This is a genomic window from Mesobacillus stamsii (genome assembly GCF_030814065.1).
Taxonomy (GTDB): Bacteria; Bacillota; Bacilli; order Bacillales; family Cytobacillaceae; genus Mesobacillus; species Mesobacillus stamsii.
In genome coordinates this window covers 1-16276 of record NZ_JAUSUN010000046.1, presented here as the reverse complement: position 1 = coordinate 16276, position 16276 = coordinate 1, and the positions used below count along the sequence as shown (strand labels likewise).

Annotated in this window: 18 protein-coding genes, 1 tRNA gene, 1 rRNA gene, 1 other RNA gene and 1 other annotated feature; of the genes, 14 read left to right on the top strand and 7 right to left on the bottom strand. The window is 43.7% G+C overall.

Features of this window, described 5'->3' with window-relative positions; translation table 11 throughout:
* Nucleotides 1-88 (top strand): 5S ribosomal RNA (gene rrf, locus J2S25_RS19290); the annotation flags it as partial.
* 342 nt (nt 89-430) lie between these two features.
* Here rrf and J2S25_RS19285 read toward each other — a convergent pair.
* Both J2S25_RS19285 and J2S25_RS19280 read right to left on the bottom strand, forming a co-directional pair.
* On the bottom strand, nt 431-556 hold the full coding sequence (locus J2S25_RS19285) for a hypothetical protein (RefSeq protein WP_277813878.1): 126 nt from the start codon (nt 554-556) through the stop codon (nt 431-433).
* 115 nt (nt 557-671) lie between these two features.
* Entirely contained in the window at nt 672-1628 is a 957-nt protein-coding gene (locus tag J2S25_RS19280; RefSeq protein WP_307192668.1) for a YaaC family protein, read from the bottom strand.
* 111 nt (nt 1629-1739) lie between these two features.
* Here J2S25_RS19280 and guaB point away from each other — a divergent pair, with 111 nt between their 5' ends.
* From guaB to J2S25_RS19250, 6 genes are all read left to right on the top strand, one after another.
* Nucleotides 1740-3206, top strand: a complete 1467-nt coding sequence (guaB, locus tag J2S25_RS19275) for an IMP dehydrogenase (protein ID WP_307192667.1) — start codon at nt 1740-1742, stop codon at nt 3204-3206.
* 231 nt (nt 3207-3437) lie between these two features.
* Entirely contained in the window at nt 3438-4742 is a 1305-nt protein-coding gene (locus J2S25_RS19270) for a serine hydrolase (protein ID WP_439117510.1), read from the top strand.
* Between the two features lie 158 nt (nt 4743-4900).
* A complete protein-coding gene (pdxS, locus tag J2S25_RS19265; protein WP_307192666.1) occupies nt 4901-5782 on the top strand; it encodes a pyridoxal 5'-phosphate synthase lyase subunit PdxS in 882 nt (293 codons plus the stop codon).
* A 9-nt stretch (nt 5783-5791) separates the two neighbouring features.
* Nucleotides 5792-6382, top strand: coding sequence for a pyridoxal 5'-phosphate synthase glutaminase subunit PdxT (pdxT, locus tag J2S25_RS19260; protein ID WP_307192665.1), 591 nt, complete (start codon nt 5792-5794; stop codon nt 6380-6382).
* Nucleotides 6383-6433: 51 nt separating this feature from the next.
* Nucleotides 6434-6650: a binding site (T-box leader), on the top strand.
* A gap of 47 nt (nt 6651-6697) precedes the next feature.
* Nucleotides 6698-7993 (top strand): serine--tRNA ligase, encoded by a 1296-nt coding sequence (gene serS / locus J2S25_RS19255; protein WP_307192664.1) that lies wholly within the window; start codon nt 6698-6700, stop codon nt 7991-7993.
* A gap of 105 nt (nt 7994-8098) precedes the next feature.
* A tRNA-Ser gene (locus J2S25_RS19250) sits at nt 8099-8191 on the top strand.
* Nucleotides 8192-8341: 150 nt separating this feature from the next.
* On the opposite strand, the gene J2S25_RS19245 is transcribed toward J2S25_RS19250, so the two are convergent.
* The 4 genes from J2S25_RS19245 to J2S25_RS19230 all read right to left on the bottom strand — a co-directional run bounded on the left by J2S25_RS19245 (nt 8342) and on the right by J2S25_RS19230 (nt 11699).
* Nucleotides 8342-9010: a deoxynucleoside kinase gene (locus J2S25_RS19245; RefSeq protein ID WP_307192663.1), complete on the bottom strand. Its 669-nt coding sequence runs from the start codon at nt 9008-9010 to the stop codon at nt 8342-8344.
* Nucleotides 9007-9648, bottom strand: coding sequence for a deoxynucleoside kinase (locus J2S25_RS19240; protein ID WP_307192662.1), 642 nt, complete (start codon nt 9646-9648; stop codon nt 9007-9009). Before J2S25_RS19240 ends, J2S25_RS19245 begins: the two co-directional genes overlap by 4 nt.
* 165 nt (nt 9649-9813) lie before the next feature.
* Nucleotides 9814-11097 (bottom strand): glycoside hydrolase family 18 protein, encoded by a 1284-nt coding sequence (locus J2S25_RS19235; protein ID WP_307192661.1) that lies wholly within the window; start codon nt 11095-11097, stop codon nt 9814-9816.
* 62 nt (nt 11098-11159) lie between these two features.
* Nucleotides 11160-11699, bottom strand: a complete 540-nt coding sequence (locus J2S25_RS19230; RefSeq protein WP_307192660.1) for a cysteine hydrolase family protein — start codon at nt 11697-11699, stop codon at nt 11160-11162.
* A gap of 88 nt (nt 11700-11787) precedes the next feature.
* On the opposite strand from J2S25_RS19230, the gene tadA reads away from it, so the two are divergent.
* The 7 genes from tadA (at nt 11788) to J2S25_RS19195 (ending at nt 15990) form a co-directional block, all read left to right on the top strand.
* Entirely contained in the window at nt 11788-12288 is a 501-nt protein-coding gene (gene tadA / locus J2S25_RS19225; RefSeq protein ID WP_044392066.1) for a tRNA adenosine(34) deaminase TadA, read from the top strand.
* 100 nt (nt 12289-12388) lie between these two features.
* Nucleotides 12389-12653, top strand: an RNA gene (gene ffs / locus J2S25_RS19220) — signal recognition particle sRNA large type.
* Between the two features lie 113 nt (nt 12654-12766).
* Complete coding sequence (gene dnaX, locus J2S25_RS19215) at nt 12767-14449, top strand: DNA polymerase III subunit gamma/tau (protein WP_044392086.1); 1683 nt, start codon at nt 12767-12769, stop codon at nt 14447-14449.
* An 18-nt stretch (nt 14450-14467) separates the two neighbouring features.
* Complete coding sequence (locus J2S25_RS19210) at nt 14468-14794, top strand: YbaB/EbfC family nucleoid-associated protein (RefSeq protein ID WP_044392064.1); 327 nt, start codon at nt 14468-14470, stop codon at nt 14792-14794.
* 15 nt (nt 14795-14809) lie between these two features.
* Entirely contained in the window at nt 14810-15406 is a 597-nt protein-coding gene (gene recR, locus J2S25_RS19205) for a recombination mediator RecR (RefSeq protein ID WP_044392062.1), read from the top strand.
* A 28-nt stretch (nt 15407-15434) separates the two neighbouring features.
* Entirely contained in the window at nt 15435-15656 is a 222-nt protein-coding gene (locus tag J2S25_RS19200; protein WP_044392060.1) for a YaaL family protein, read from the top strand.
* A 70-nt stretch (nt 15657-15726) separates the two neighbouring features.
* Nucleotides 15727-15990, top strand: a complete 264-nt coding sequence (locus tag J2S25_RS19195; protein ID WP_044392058.1) for a pro-sigmaK processing inhibitor BofA family protein — start codon at nt 15727-15729, stop codon at nt 15988-15990.
* A gap of 62 nt (nt 15991-16052) precedes the next feature.
* Here J2S25_RS19195 and J2S25_RS19190 read toward each other — a convergent pair.
* Nucleotides 16053-16276 (bottom strand): hypothetical protein (locus tag J2S25_RS19190; RefSeq protein ID WP_307192659.1); only part of this gene is annotated, 224 nt, incomplete at its 5' end.

The following is a 16276-nucleotide window of genomic DNA, read 5'->3' as shown; positions in this document are numbered from 1 at the left end:
CCGTTCCCATACCGAACACGGAAGTTAAGCTTCTCAGCGCCGATGGTAGTTGGGGGTTTCCCCCTGTGAGAGTAGGACGCCGCCGGGCACAAAAAAGAACAGCTAATATAGCTGTTCTTTTTTTGTTACTGGAAAAAAGCAACCAAAATCATATAAATAAGCGAGGTTACTACTGGAATAATGTTAACATTTAACATTGTAATTTCTAGCTTTGACCTCAGAAGTAGACCAAACAGATTTTGATAATGCTTTAAATAACGGGAATTTATGGAATACTCGCATAAGGGTATCATTCCGCCTGATAGATGCCCTTATAGAGGTGGAAGTGCTCGCATAAGGGTATCATTCCGCTCGAAAGATGCCCTTATAGCAGTTTATAGGCGCACAGCGCTTGTCGGGGTTGAACAAAGTGCTTGCGCTTTGTGTATCATCAATTCTTCTTCTTTTTGCCAAGTGATTGAAGTTGATCCATGATTTTTGTACGTGACTTTTGGTCTTTTAGCAGGTATGCTGTACCTAAAGCAACAGTTGTCATCATTAGTTTTTTTCGATCCATATTTCTACCTCCTCTAATTTTCTATGTCCATATAATAGGAAATTCCCGATACAAGCATCTTTAAACATAATAACTGCATCTGTGAAAGGTTACCTTTCTTGTAACTATTGAGAAATCACTTATGGATTAAAAATTGGTAAATTAAGTAAGGTCCTTTTTTTATAGTGGATTGTAAAAACGTCTGAATGAGCGAGTAATCGTCATTTGGCATCATTTTGATTAATTCACTCCACCATTCTGTTTCATAGCGAGCAATCATTCCAAGATTATATAGCAATAAATAATGCAACAGCAATTCCGGAAATAAAAACAATTCCCCTTTCTTTAGGGGAAGGACATACTGTTGCTCCTCCAAATTGAATTTCAAAGGGATTGGCTCAGCAGCCGCATCAAAGTTTGCTTTGAGCAAAAAAGTGTCTTTCTTTGTGTCTTGGAACGTGATAGGGACGGTCGATTTTAGCGGAAGAAATTCCTTGAAACGATTCTCGGTCATATGAAAATGATCTAAAATAGATTTTGACAGGGAATAAAGGCCTTCCTGTTCCAGTATTAACGCTTCAAAATTCTGCTTTCCTCTCAGGGAGACATAGATGCTAGCGAGTTCGGGAATCTGTTCCATCACGTGAGCCATTGTTGCTTTTTCTCCTTCTAATTGTTTCATGTGAAACATTTTTTCAGCCATAAGTGAAAATAAGCCATTTCTTTGAAACTTCACCTCATCTTCTGAGAACCGGTATTGTTGCTTTTTGCGCTTTCTGGTTGAAACACCATGAGCAAGGACGGCTGTCGTCTCCGGATACTCTGGCTCTACAGTCAGGATGCAGGCTTTAATGAGATGGACGAGTCCATAGAAAAGCAGGATCGGCTGAATTTCTACCGGCGCTTTTTCTGCCTGTTCATAATAAAGCTTTCCATGTTCGAGATAATACATAAAGGGATAGCAATTTTCAAAACTCTTCAAATCAGGCTGATCATGATTGATTTTCCGGTAGCATTTTTTAAGATAATTTTGAGAATATTCGGCTGAAAAGAAGATTGTATAACTACTCCATTCTTTATAAGAAAAAGACATGAATAAAACCTCCAAGTAAACTGAAAAATCTAACAAATAAAACTGTTCTTGACAGTATTTTAACCAATTGATAACCTACAAATAATATTTTCTTAAAGGGGGGCATTTACTATGTGGGAAAGAAAGTTTGAAAAAGAAGGATTAACGTTTGATGATGTTCTGTTGGTGCCGGCTAAATCGGAGGTTTTGCCAAAGGATGTCAGCCTCAAGGTAAACCTGACGGAGACGCTGAGACTGAACATCCCAATCATCAGTGCAGGAATGGATACGGTAACAGAAGCTGAATTGGCAATTAGCATTGCAAGACAGGGTGGACTTGGCATTATCCATAAAAACATGTCCATTGAAGCCCAGGCCGATCAGGTTGATAAAGTAAAGCGTTCTGAAAGTGGGGTTATTACCGATCCATTCTTTTTAACTCCGGAGCATCAAGTTTATGATGCGGAACATTTAATGGGGAAATATCGAATTTCTGGTGTTCCGATTGTCAACAACGAACAGGAACAAAAACTTGTTGGAATTATTACCAATCGTGATATGCGATTTATCCAGGATTACTCGATCAAAATTGCCGAAGTCATGACGAAGACGAATCTGGTAACCGCTTCTGTAGGCACTACCCTTCAGGAAGCTGAACGCATTCTTCAACTTCACAAGATAGAGAAACTCCCACTAGTAAATGACGAAGGTGTTTTGAAAGGTCTCATTACGATAAAAGATATTGAAAAAGTAATTGAATTCCCAAATTCTTCTAAGGATTCGAAGGGCCGTTTGTTGTGTGGTGCTGCAGTCGGTGTTACAGCCGATACGATGAAACGTGTTGAAATGCTGGTGAAATCACATGTTGATGTTATTGTAATTGATACAGCTCATGGGCATTCGAAGGGTGTACTTGAAACGGTAAAACAAATCCGCACAGCGTATCCAGAACTTAATATCATTGCAGGAAATGTAGCGACAGCAGAAGCAACAAAAGATTTGATTGCCGCGGGCGCAGATATTGTTAAGGTGGGGATTGGCCCAGGTTCGATCTGCACTACACGAGTGGTTGCTGGAGTAGGTGTCCCGCAGATTACGGCTGTTTATGACTGTGCAACAGAAGCGCGCAAGCATGGCAAGGCAATTATCGCGGATGGCGGGATTAAATACTCCGGGGATATCGTAAAAGCACTTGCAGCTGGAGGGCATGCAGTCATGCTTGGCAGCTTGCTGGCTGGTGTAACGGAGAGTCCGGGTGAAACAGAAATTTACCAGGGAAGACGCTTCAAAGTGTACCGCGGGATGGGCTCCGTTGCTGCGATGGAAAAAGGATCAAAAGATCGGTACTTCCAAGAAGATAACAAAAAGTTTGTTCCAGAGGGAATTGAAGGAAGAATCCCATACAAAGGGCCGCTGACAGATACAATCTATCAGCTGATCGGTGGAATTCGGTCGGGCATGGGATACTGCGGAACGGCAAATCTTGAGGAATTGAGAGAAAATGCCCAGTTCATCCGAATGACTGGCGCCGGCTTGCGAGAGAGCCACCCGCACGATGTCCAGATCACAAAGGAAGCACCAAATTATTCTATGTCTTAAGGGAAACCAACTATAGGTTCATGAGTATAACGGAAAAAACAAGCTTTTACTAAGACTTTTATCCTGATTTTACAATAGACAGAGTGACTATTCTCTGTCTATTTTTTTGGATTTTTTTATGGTAAACTAAACGGGTGTGTTTTTAGACGCAAAAAAATATGCAAGTTTTATAGATAACTTTTAAATGATGGAGGGAAATTCGTTTTGAATCGTAAACAGAAACAGCTTTCGATGTTTTTTGCAGCATTCATTTTAACGATCACTACAATGTTTTCAGGTTTTTCCATGGAAGCAGAAGCAGCAGAAGGACAGCTGGGCATCGATGCAGAGGCAGCGATGCTGATTGATGCCGATACTGGCAGAGTATTGTATGAGAAAAATAGCGATGTGGTTCTTGGTGTCGCCTCCATGTCTAAAATGATGACAGAATATATGGTACTGGAAGCGATCAAGCAGGGAAAACTGCAATGGGACCAAAAAGTGAAGATCAATGAGTATGTCTATAAGCTATCTGGTGCACCCGGTCTGTCGAATGTTGGGCTGACGCAGGGAGAGGATTATACAGTAAAGGAATTGTACGAAGCAATGGCCATTCATTCCGGAAATGCAGCTACTGTTGCACTTGCGGAGGTTCTTTCTGGAACAGAGAAGAATCATGTTGAAAAAATGAATAAAAAAGCGGCCGAGTTAGGCTTAAAGGATTATAAATTCGTAAACTCTTCAGGCTTGAATAATAGCGATTTATTAGGGAAGTATCCTGCCGGAAGTCCTGAAGAAGAAAATGTCATGTCTGCACGTTCCATGGCCATGCTTGCCTACCGTCTGTTGCAGGATTATCCGGATATTTTAAAAACAGCAAGTGTACCCGTCTTAAAATTCCGTGATGGCCGCGAGTATAAGAACTTTAACTGGATGCTTCCAGGCCTCATTTATCAATACGATGGGGTTGATGGCCTGAAGACAGGATCTACTGATTTTGCAGGATATGGTTTTACTGCTACGGCAATGAGGAATGGCCAAAGATTCATTTCTGTTGTTATGAAGGCAGACTCCAAGGATAGCCGGTTTGCGGAGACTCGGAAAATCTTTGATTATGCTTTCAGTAATTTTACAAAAGAAGAACTTATGGAAAAGAATTTCCAAATACAAGATAAAAAAACTCTTCCGGTTACCAAAGGCAAGGCTGATAGCGTGAAGATTCAAACGGATAAGGCAATTTCCATGACAATCAGAAACGGCGAAAAAGATCAATATCAGCCAGTTCTTGTTTTGGATAAAAAGAAGCTGACGAAAGATGGCGAGTTAACTGCTCCAATCAAACAGGGCGAACAAGTCGGCTATCTGACGGTTAAAACCAATAATGAGGAAAAAATTAGCTTCCTAACAGATTCTGGCCAAAAAGAGATTCAGGTTCCGGTTGTAGCTGCAGAAAGTGTCGAAAAAGCGAACTGGTTTGTGCTGGCGATGCGCGGAATCGGCGGATTTTTTGGAGATCTGTTTGGCGGCGTTGCCGATACGGTAAAAGGTTGGTTTTAATGGCAAAGAAACGGTTCCTGTCTTGACAGGAATCGTTTTTTGTTGTTTATTTTCTTTAGAGGATAGCTGTAATTCCGATTAAAAAATCCGAATATCCAGTTATTTTTTATTTGCTTAACATAGTAATCCCTTTAAAAGGGACAAGGGGGAATAAAAAAATGAAGACAGGTACAGAACGTGTGAAACGCGGGATGGCAGAAATGCAAAAGGGCGGCGTAATTATGGATGTTGTCAATGCCGAGCAGGCGAAGATCGCTGAGGATGCAGGTGCGGTTGCCGTAATGGCACTTGAGCGAGTCCCTTCAGATATTCGTGCAGCTGGCGGTGTAGCAAGAATGGCTGACCCGAAAATCGTGGAAGAAGTCATGAATGCCGTCACGATTCCTGTTATGGCAAAAACTAGAATTGGCCATATTGTAGAAGCGCGTATGCTGGAAGCCATGGGCGTTGATTATATTGATGAAAGTGAAGTTTTGACGCCAGCAGATGAGGAATACCATCTGTATAAGAAGGATTACACCGTTCCTTTTGTTTGTGGTTGCCGCGACCTTGGCGAAGCAACGAGAAGAATTGGAGAAGGAGCATCGATGCTTCGGACAAAGGGAGAGCCAGGCACTGGTAACATCGTGGAAGCTGTACGCCATATCCGCAAGGTGAATGCACAGGTTCGCAAGGTAGTCGCCATGGACATCGACGAGCTAATGACGGAAGCTAAGCTTCTAGGAGCGCCATATGAGCTTCTTCTTGAGATCAAGGAGTTAGGACGTCTCCCGGTCGTCAACTTTGCCGCAGGTGGCATAGCAACGCCAGCAGACGCTGCATTAATGATGCAGTTAGGCGCAGACGGAGTATTTGTAGGATCCGGTATCTTCAAGTCTGATAATCCAGCAAAATTTGCAAAAGCAATTGTCGAGGCAACGACGCATTATCAGGATTATGAACTGATTGCCAACATTTCGAAAGGCCTTGGCATTCCGATGAAGGGCATGGAGATCTCCTCACTGGCACCTGAAGCCCGCATGCAGGATCGCGGCTGGTAAGGAGAAGATATGGTGAAAATTGGGGTACTAGGCCTTCAGGGGGCGATTCGTGAGCATATATGGGCAATCGAGGCTTCCGGGGCAGAGGGCGTTATTGTGAAACGTCCCGAGCAGCTAAACGAGATAGACGGATTGATCATTCCTGGCGGAGAGAGTACGGCGATTCGCCGTCTGATTGATAAATATCGTTTCATGGACGGGCTGAAAAAATTTGCTGCAGATGGCAAACCGATGTTTGGGACTTGCGCAGGGTTGATTTTACTTGCCAATGACCTGGTTGGCTACGATGAGCCTCATATCGGTGTCATGGATGTGAAAGTAGAGCGCAACTCGTTTGGCCGCCAGCGGGAGAGTTTTGAAGCGGATATCGATATTTCCGGAGTAGCAGACAATTTTTCCGCCGTTTTCATTCGGGCTCCGCATATCGTGGAAGCGGGCGAGAATGTCGAAGTACTCGCAAAGCATAATAACAGGATTGTCGCGGCACGGGATGGTCAATTCCTCGGTTGCTCCTTCCATCCGGAATTGACGGATGATTATCGACTCATGAATTACTTTGTAAAAATGGTGGAACAGTCTAAACGTAAAAATTTTGCATAAACTGCTTGCATGCTGATCATAATTGTAGTAAATTATGAATTAAAATTCGATAGTTAAGCGATGAGAGGGAATAGTAGCTTGTCTCCATTCTGAAGAGAACCGGTAGTTGGTGCGAACCGGTGTCTGGAACAAATGAATCCGCCCTCGAGCAGAGTATGGAACACCCTATCGGCCAGTAAATACTCTCGGTAATAACCGTTATTTTAAGAGTGGAGGGCATTTTTGCCTTCAACTAGGGTGGCAACGCGGGTTAACTCTCGTCCCTTTTTTGGGGACGGGAGTTTTTTATTTTTTTTTCATAAGGAGGATAAAATAGTGTTAGACATTAAGTATTTGCGAGCAAATTTGGAGGAAGTGAAACAGAAGCTGCAGCACCGTGGCGAAGACATGACTGATTTTGGAAAGTTTGAGGGCCTCGATGTCAAGCGCAGGGTACTGATTCTTGAAGCGGAGCAGCTGAAGAGCAGGAGGAATGAAGTTTCCCAGCAGGTTGCCCAGCTGAAGCGTGAAAAACAGGATGCAGACTTCTTGATTGCCGAAATGCGTGAGGTAGGCGACAAAATCAAGATTCTGGACGATCAGTTGCGTGAGGTCGAGGAGGAGCTAGAGGCCTTAATGCTGAGCATCCCAAATATCCCGCATGAAAGTGTTCCAGTAGGCGAAACAGAGGACGATAACGTCGAAATTCGCAAATGGGGCGAAGTCCGTGACTTTGAATTTGAAGCGAAGCCGCATTGGGAGATCGCTGAGCATCTAAAGATTCTTGACTTTGACCGGGCAGGAAAAGTCACAGGCAGCCGGTTTGTTTTTTACAAAGGCTTGGGAGCACGCTTGGAGCGCGCATTGATGAGTTTTATGCTTGATTTACATGTCGATGAACATGGCTACAAGGAAATCCTTCCTCCGTACATGGTAAACCGTGCAAGTATGGTGGGGACAGGACAGCTTCCTAAGTTTGAAGAGGATGCCTTTCGAATTGAAAGCGAAGATTACTTCCTAATCCCAACAGCCGAGGTGCCTGTCACGAATATGCATCGAGATGAAATCCTGAGCGCTGAAGAGCTGCCCGTAAATTACGCAGCATACAGTGCATGTTTCCGTTCAGAAGCCGGATCTGCTGGCCGAGATACACGCGGTTTAATTCGGCAGCATCAGTTCAACAAAGTCGAGTTGGTGAAGTTTGTGAAGCCAGAAGACTCTTATGACGAGCTGGAAAGGCTGACTGGACATGCGGAAAAAGTGCTTCAGCTGTTAGGTCTTCCATACCGAGTATTGAGCATGTGCTCGGCAGACCTTGGATTTACAGCTGCAAAAAAATATGATATCGAGGTATGGATTCCGAGTTATGGTACGTACAGAGAAATCTCTTCTTGCAGTAACTTTGAAAGCTTTCAGGCAAGACGGGCAAATATCCGTTTCCGCCGTGAGCCAAAGGCAAAACCTGAACACGTGCATACACTGAACGGATCTGGCCTTGCGATTGGCCGAACAGTAGCTGCGATTCTCGAGAACTATCAGCAGGCGGACGGAAGTGTCATCATTCCGGAAACACTGCGTCCATATATGGGCAACCGTGAAGTTATCGCTCCAGAGAATAAGATGATTAAATAGAACACCAATGAACCATTCCATTTGGGCAGGTCATGTACCTGCCCAAAAAAATTCGAAAGATAAGTTGACTCGTTTTTAAATACGTGGTATTATATTTCTTGTCTCGGAGGTATACCCAAGTCCGGCTGAAGGGATCGGTCTTGAAAACCGACAGGCGGGTAACACCGCGCGGGGGTTCGAATCCCTCTACCTCCTCCATCTATTTTTCAATTAAGCATTAACGCATAAAACAATTTGGAGATTGTGTAAGAAAACCCGTTCCTTAAATGGTGCGGGTTTTTTTATATACTTAAAAAAAACTGTAAACAAAACGGATTTTTCATCCGAGGTTGTCTACAGTTTGCGGGTTTATTTTTTTAGTAATTGTGTTTGTTTCATGTGCGAGGCAATCTTCTCGACGATTGGTTCAATGGACTCCGGAATGTTGAATAGATCGTAATCATTTATATTCAAGCGCAGCACAGGGCATGCGTTGAAGTTATTGATCCAGTCTTCATAGCGAACATGCATTTCTTCCCAATAACTAATCGGAGTCTGCTGTTCCATTGGGCGGCCTCTTAGCTTGATGCGGTCAAGAATATCGTCGATCGAACCTTCAAGATAGATGAGCAGGTCAGGATGAGGGAAATACGGAGTCATGACCATTGCGTCGAAAAGGCTTTTGTATGTTTCATAGTCTACCGGAGACATTGTTCCTTTTTCATAATGCATTTTTGCGAAAATGCCGGTATCTTCATAAATGGAACGATCCTGGATAAAACCGCCACCATATTCAAACATTCTTTTTTGTTCCTTGAAGCGCTCCGCGAGGAAATAAATTTGCAGGTGGAAGCTCCAACGTTCAAAATCCGCATAAAACTTATCAAGGTATGGATTTGTATCCACCTTTTCAAGGGATGTACGAAACTGGAGGGCATCTGCCAGAGCATTCGTCATCGTAGATTTGCCGACACCGACTGTGCCAGCAATCGTGATGACAGCATTGGCAGGGATATTGTATTTTGTTCTTAAATTCATGGTTGTACGCTCCCTTTGCTTAATGTTGCGCTTAGTTGGTCCATGATCAGCTGAAGATCTGTATCCTTATTGACAAAATCCAGGTCATCGCCGCTAAAACGGAGAACTGGGATGTCGGGATGGTCATGCTCAAATTGAATCATTGCTTGCTCATAATCCAGCGATAATTGCTCTAAATATAAAGGACTGATGTTTTTTTCGACTGCGCGGCCGCGCAATTTGATGCGCTCAAGCAAGGTATCAAGGCTGGAATTAAGATAGATGATAACATTTGGTTTTGGCATATCCTTTGTTAAAATCCGATAGATATCTAAGTATTTTTTGTATTCCTGCTCGTTCAATGTACGCTGGGCGAAAATTAGATTTTTCATGATATGATAATCAGCTACTACAGGTTTATTTTGGCTGAGGTAATGCTCATTAATATCTCCAAGCTGCTTGTATCGATTGCAGAGGAAAAACATTTCTGTCTGAAAACTCCATTCTTCGATGTTGGCATAAAACTTCCCTAAAAATGGATTTTCATCGACGATTTCTTTTAAAAGTGCAAATTGGAATCGTTCGGAAATGGCTTTTGCCAATGACGTTTTGCCAATCCCGATCGGTCCTTCAACCGTTATAAAAGGTATTCCTTCCACAACATGTCCTCCCTCTCCGGTGCATCTGTATCTTTTTTCATTTCTATAAGTCGAATCACGCAGATTCCATTTTATCACACTAGTACACGGAATGGATATTCCCTATTTTGTCAAAAAAAGAAGACAGCCGCAACCTTCCTGCGCCTGTCTTCTTTTATCGGAAATTCATCTTTTTACAACGGTAAAATTTTCTTCGATGAGCAGCCAATTTTGCGGGAAAGACAATCCTAGCTTCCAATAGCTCATGCCTCGCAAGTTTAATTCTTTGATCAAGTCAAATTTTTCCTGAATGGAACGCGCATCCTCAAACCAGACTTCATGCTGTTTTCCATCTGTTGCAGTGTAGCGGAAAGTCGGTGCCTGAGACTTTGCGTTATACTCGATCGCGACCTTATGTTCGAGTGCGATTTGGATCGCTTGCTGCGGACTGACAGCTCGGGCAATGGAACCCTGGGCAAATGGCAGTGTCCAATCGTAACCATAAAGGTTCTGGCCCATCATGATTTTCTGCGGAGGTATTTCACTCGCAGCATATTCCAGCACTTCGCGAACTGGGCCAATCGGGGATACTGCCTGTGCAGGTCCGCCGCTATATCCCCATTCATAAGTCATGATGACAACGAAATCGACTATCTCCCCGTGCGCTTTATAGTCGTGGGCTGTGTACCAGGCACCGGTCTGAGCTGCGCTTGTTTTAGGAGCTAATGCAGACGAAATAAACCAGCCTTCTTGTTTAAAACGATTTCTCGCTTTTCTCAGGAAAGTGTTGTAGGCTTCCCGGTCTGCCGGCCGCAGAAATTCAAAATCAAAATGAATATCGCGGAAGCCATATTTTTTTGCTGTGGAAACAATATTGTTCAGGAATTTATTCTGAATAGCGAGATCATTCAACAGGATACGGCCAAGCTGATCGCTGAACTGATCCTTTTCCTGATTGGTAATGACCATCATTAATATCGTATTGTTTGCCTCGGCGATCGCCGGAAAATGGTTTAAAAGCGGCTCCTTCAAAGTTCCATCACGCAGCGCTTGAAAGCTGAAGGGAGCAAGGTATGTCAAATAAGGTGCTGCATCCCGTGCCGCTGTTTCTAGTTCGGGGGCGACCGTGTTCCCGCGAGGTTCTACATAGGCGTTGAATTCTGCATTAGACTTTGGCTGTTGAGGAAGATAGAGCCGGAAACCAACTGGGAGTATTTGGTTCATAGAAAGGGCGTTGATTCGGGCAAGCTCCTGGGGGGTGGTTCGAAACCTTCGGGAAATGGACCATAAGCTGTCTCCCGGCTGGACAAAATAGAAACTACCGATAATCGGGATGACTATTGCCTGACCAACGACCAGATTATTTGGGTTAGGCAGTTGGTTTGCCTCCGTAATATCGACAACAGCTGACCCGTACATTTGAGCAATCTGTGACAATGTTTGTCCTTGCTGTACTACATGGATTTGCATCTTCTTCCCTCCTTGGCGATTTAGCGCTACCATCATTGTATGAAGGAAGAAAAAGCAGTATGTTAGAAATTAAGCTTATAAGACGGTCTTGTATCGGCGGACAGGACATTTTTCATCATCGTCAGCGCATATTTGTTGTCCTCTTTATTATTTGAGGCAATGAAGTCCTCTGGAATGATGAGCTTGTATTCCCGCATATACGCGTCATTCGCAGTAAACAGCACACAAATATTCCCGGCGATTCCGGCGAGGACTACGGTATCTACTTTCAGCTGCTGAAGCAAAGTATGCAATGCGGTTCCATAAAAAGCGGAGTGCTTCGGCTTGATTAGGAAATAGTCATGGTTCTTTTCAGGGCTGATTTTTTTGATGATGTCCTCGCTTGTGTCATTCGTGCAATAATCGATAATTTTTTCAAAATCAGCCTGCCATAGATTATAATGGTCATTAATATAGATGACGGGCATGTCCTTTTCGTTGAAAAATTTCTTTAAGTTTACAATCGGATCGAGAATCTTTTTTGTATTTTTTGCAAGGGCTGTCCCTGCATCAAAATGAAAGTCATTAATCATATCGATGATTAACAGCGCAGTATTTGACATAGAATCATCCTCTCCTTTCCCTTATATTTTTACCGGAAGGGAATTATTAAACCAGTTGGAAAGAGAAAACAGCTAAGTGGAGGAAAAAATGGAATATACTCCAGATGAACAATATATGCTAGCAGCATTGGAAGAAGCAAAAAAAGCAAGGCAGATAGGCGAGGTGCCGATCGGTGCGGTCATCGTCTTGAACGGAGAGGTCATCGCCAAGGCGCATAATCTCCGCGAAACCAGACAAAGCTCAGTTGCCCACGCTGAGGTACTGGCGATAGAAGCCGCATGTAAGAAACTTGGCACATGGCGGCTTGAAGAAGCAACTCTCTACGTCACTCTGGAGCCTTGTCCGATGTGTGCCGGGGCCATCATGCTCTCGCGAGTGAACAAAGTAGTATACGGTGCGGCAGACCCAAAAGGAGGTTGTGCCGGCACTCTGATGAATCTTCTCGAGGATGAGCGATTCAATCATCAAAGTGAAGTGGTATCAGGTGTATTAAAAGCGGAATGTGGAGCATTGCTGTCTGATTTTTTTCGTAAGCTTCGAGAAGAGAAAAAGCAGAAGCGGAAACAGGCGAGACAGGAGTTAGAATAATATACAGGAATTGACAGCTGATAAACATTGATTTTTATTGGCATAGTTAGTATACTATGTATGTGTCCTTGAGGCACACCCAAATCTGGTTTCAATTTTGCCGTGCTAGTCGGGGAGGTAGCGGTGCCCTGTACCCGCAATCCGCTCTAGCGGGGATGAATCCCTTTCTGAGGCTGATTTACTGTAGGGCCTGCCTTAAGTAAGTGGTGTTGACGCCCGGGTCCTGCGCAATGGGAATCCATGAACCATGTCAGGTCCGGAAGGAAGCAGCATTAAGTGGACGCTCTCATGTGCCGCAGGGTTGCCTGGGCCGAGCTAACTGCTTGAGTTACGCTTATGGTATTCAGTCGATGAAAGGTGCACGGCAGTTACATATGATTTCATCGAACTCATCTCTTCTTATCGAGATGAGTTTTTTGTGTAAATGTCCGAAAAGTTGAGTTATAATAGGAAGGATTATACGAAGGGAGCGATGTCATTGGCCTACCAAGCATTATATCGTGTCTGGCGTCCACAGCAGTTCATTGATGTAGTCGGACAGGAACATATCACAACGACACTCCAAAACGCTCTTCTTCAACAAAAAACATCACATGCTTACCTTTTTTCCGGTCCGCGTGGGACTGGTAAAACGAGTGCTGCGAAAATTCTGGCAAAAGCGGTTAACTGTGAACAAGCACCGACAGCAGAGCCATGCAATGAATGCGATGCATGCCGGGGAATAACCGATGGATCGATTCCCGATGTAATGGAAATCGATGCTGCTTCCAACAATGGAGTAGAGGAGATTCGGGATATTCGGGATAAAGTAAAATATGCTCCTAACGTCGTAAAGTATAAAGTATATATCATTGATGAGGTCCATATGCTTTCCATCGGAGCTTTCAACGCCTTGCTGAAAACACTGGAAGAGCCTCCGAAGCATGTCATCTTTATTCTTGCTACGACTGAGCCCCATAAGATTCCACTCACGATCATTTCGCGATGCCAGCGATTTGATTTCAAGAGAATTACCGCGCAAGCCATTGTCGGCAGAATGAAGCAAATTGTTGAGGAATCTGCAGTGGATTGCGATGATACCGCCTTGCAAATCATTGCCAGGGCGGCAGAAGGCGGAATGCGTGATGCCTTAAGTCTGTTAGACCAGGCCATTTCGTTCAGCCAGGACCGAGTAACGATGGAAGATGCGCTCTCTGTAACAGGAACGGTATCACAGAACATCCTGAATCAGCTAGCGAAAGCGATTTATGAAAAAAATGCCGCTGCTGGACTGAGGGCATTGGACGAGCTGCTTTTACAAGGGAAAGACCCAGGAAGATTTATAGAAGACATGATTTTCTTTTACCGCGACATGCTCCTGTATAAGGCAGCACCAGCATTGGAAGAAGCGATGGAACGAGTCATGCTCGATCACGATTTTCAGGAACTTGCGAATCAAATAGAACCCGCACAATTATATGAATGGATGGAAGTCTTGAACAAAGCGCAGCAAGAAATGCGCTGGACGAACCATCCGCGTATATTCCTTGAAGTCGCGATCGTGAAACTATGCCAGCTCGATCAACAGAGGCAGACAAACAATGTACAGGTTGAACCTTTATTGAAGAGAATTGAACAGCTAGAAGAAAAATTGGCCGATTTTCAGCAAAATCCTGTTGCTGCACCAAGTGAACCTGCTGCTGCCAAGAAAGCATCTCGTCCGAACCGAAAGGGCTTCCGGGCACCAACCGGAAAAATCAATGAAGTGCTGAAAAATGCAACGAAGTCTAATCTTCAAGCCATTAAAGTGCGCTGGGGAGACTTGCTCGAGATGCTGGCTGCAAAGCAAATGCGTTCGCAGGCAGCACTTTTGAATGAAGCCGAACCGGTTGCTGCATCTGATGAGGCGGTCGTGATCAAATTCAAATATGAGATTCACTGTCAGATGGCAATGGAAAATACGAGGTTCACGGAAACCGTCAGTGTCGCGATGCAGGAATATGCAGGGAAAAGAATGCAGGTCATCGGTGTGCCGGAAGAACAGTGGCTTAAAATAAGGGAAAACTTTATCAGCCAGAGAGGCGATGGAGCAACAGAAGGGCAAGCTGCTGCCAGTGAAGACCCGCTGATTGCCGAAGCCAAGAAATTATTTGGCGATGAATTAATACAAATACAAGATTAAATTTGGAGGTATGTTTACATGATGCGAGGAAATGGTAATATGCAAAACATGATGAAGCAAATGCAAAAAATGCAAAAGAAAATGGAAGAAGCACAGGTTCAGTTAGGTGAAGAAAAAATTGAAGGTACCGCAGGCGGTGGAATGGTAACGGTTATCGTAACTGGCCATAAAGAAATCGTCGATGTCCAAATCAAACCTGAGGTCGTAGATCCAGATGATGTCGAAATGCTTCAGGATCTAGTGCTTGCTGCCACAAACGATGCATTGAAAAAAGCGGAAGAATTAACAAGCAAGACAATGGGGCAATTCACAAAAGGGATGAACCTTCCTGGGGGAATGTTCTAGGAGGAATGATTTAGAATGCATTATCCTGAACCAATATCAAAGCTGATCGACAGCTTTATGAAATTGCCAGGTATCGGCCCGAAAACAGCCGCTCGTCTGGCTTTTTTCATCTTAAGCATGAAGGAAGAAACCGTGTTGGATTTCGCTAAGGCTTTGGTAAGCGCGAAGCGCAATCTGTCTTATTGCTCTGTCTGCGGTCATATTACGGACCAGGACCCATGTTATATTTGCGAAGACCAGCGCCGTGACCGCACGATCCTCTGCGTCGTCCAGGACCCAAAGGACGTCATTGCAATGGAAAAAATGAAGGAATACAACGGACTGTACCATGTGCTCCATGGAGCGATTTCTCCAATGGATGGGATTGGACCAGAAGACATTAATATACCTGATTTGTTGAAAAGGCTTCAGGATGAAACTGTCCAGGAAGTCATTCTTGCCACGAACCCCAACATTGAAGGGGAAGCGACGGCAATGTACATCTCAAGGCTTCTTAAACCATCAGGAATCAAGGTTACAAGGATCGCCCATGGTCTACCAGTCGGAGGGGACCTGGAATACGCAGACGAAGTCACACTATCAAAAGCAATCGAAGGACGCCGGGAAGTTTAATTCAGAAGCGCTTTAATGGAGGACAATCATGTTATTTCGTAAAAAGAAATGGCTAAGAAAAGAATTTGATCAAAAACTCTTGGGGCAGCTGAACAGCATGAAGACGAACTGGAGTAATCAAAAGCGACTGGTTGAAAGAAGCTTTGATCCACCAGAAGAATTTATCACAGAAGCAAAGATTGCTGAAGCGAAATACTTCTTTCTATTTAAAGAAGCAAGGTATAGGAGAATCACGGTCAGATCAGAATAAATGCCATTAGTTCTTATTTCTATAACTTGTACATAAACTTGTAGAAGACATGGAAATAAGGAGGATAAGTATGGATCCTATAGTTGTCATTTCAGTTCTAGGCGGATTGATTCTGCTGCTGCTCATCATCGGCGCGCCGACAAAGCCGTTGCGTCTCATCGGACAGAGTGCGGTAAAAATCCTAATTGGAGCTCTTTTTCTATTCTTTCTTAACGCTTTTGGAACAAATTTTGGAATCTATGTGCCAATCAACATTGCAACTGCAACAGTCTCGGGATTGCTAGGAATACCAGGTGTATTCGCCCTAATTGCAATCCAGACTTGGATTATATAAGCAACGAACGCCGCTTCTTCTAAAGCGGCGTTTTCATTTTTAAGGCTTCTGATTAAAACAATTCATTTTTTTGAAAAAAATCTATTGACCAGGAAAGCAGAAGTTGTTATTATATAAAAGTTGCTGTTGAACAGCAGTTGATAACTTGTAAAAAAAGATGTTGACGAAATGACAGCAGCGTGATATATTATTAAAGTCGCTTCTGAGCGGCGCACACAAAATTGTTCTTTGAAAACTAAACAAACAAGCGTCAACAAACAATCAATTATCATGGCTTCTATTATAG

Excerpts from the sequence above, each read along its gene's own strand:
- J2S25_RS19285 (WP_277813878.1), bottom strand. The coding sequence starts at position 556 with ATGGATCGAAAAAAACTAATGATGACAACTGTTGCTTTAGGTACAGCA.
- J2S25_RS19280 (WP_307192668.1), bottom strand. The coding sequence starts at position 1,628 with ATGTCTTTTTCTTATAAAGAATGGAGTAGTTATACAATCTTCTTTTCA.
- guaB (WP_307192667.1), top strand. The coding sequence starts at position 1,740 with ATGTGGGAAAGAAAGTTTGAAAAAGAAGGATTAACGTTTGATGATGTT.
- J2S25_RS19270 (WP_439117510.1), top strand. The coding sequence starts at position 3,438 with ATGTTTTTTGCAGCATTCATTTTAACGATCACTACAATGTTTTCAGGT.
- pdxS (WP_307192666.1), top strand. The coding sequence starts at position 4,901 with ATGAAGACAGGTACAGAACGTGTGAAACGCGGGATGGCAGAAATGCAA.
- pdxT (WP_307192665.1), top strand. The coding sequence starts at position 5,792 with ATGGTGAAAATTGGGGTACTAGGCCTTCAGGGGGCGATTCGTGAGCAT.
- J2S25_RS19245 (WP_307192663.1), bottom strand. The coding sequence starts at position 9,010 with ATGAATTTAAGAACAAAATACAATATCCCTGCCAATGCTGTCATCACG.
- J2S25_RS19235 (WP_307192661.1), bottom strand. The coding sequence starts at position 11,097 with ATGCAAATCCATGTAGTACAGCAAGGACAAACATTGTCACAGATTGCT.
- J2S25_RS19230 (WP_307192660.1), bottom strand. The coding sequence starts at position 11,699 with ATGTCAAATACTGCGCTGTTAATCATCGATATGATTAATGACTTTCAT.
- tadA (WP_044392066.1), top strand. The coding sequence starts at position 11,788 with ATGGAATATACTCCAGATGAACAATATATGCTAGCAGCATTGGAAGAA.
- J2S25_RS19210 (WP_044392064.1), top strand. The coding sequence starts at position 14,468 with ATGATGCGAGGAAATGGTAATATGCAAAACATGATGAAGCAAATGCAA.
- recR (WP_044392062.1), top strand. The coding sequence starts at position 14,810 with ATGCATTATCCTGAACCAATATCAAAGCTGATCGACAGCTTTATGAAA.
- J2S25_RS19200 (WP_044392060.1), top strand. The coding sequence starts at position 15,435 with ATGTTATTTCGTAAAAAGAAATGGCTAAGAAAAGAATTTGATCAAAAA.
- J2S25_RS19195 (WP_044392058.1), top strand. The coding sequence starts at position 15,727 with ATGGATCCTATAGTTGTCATTTCAGTTCTAGGCGGATTGATTCTGCTG.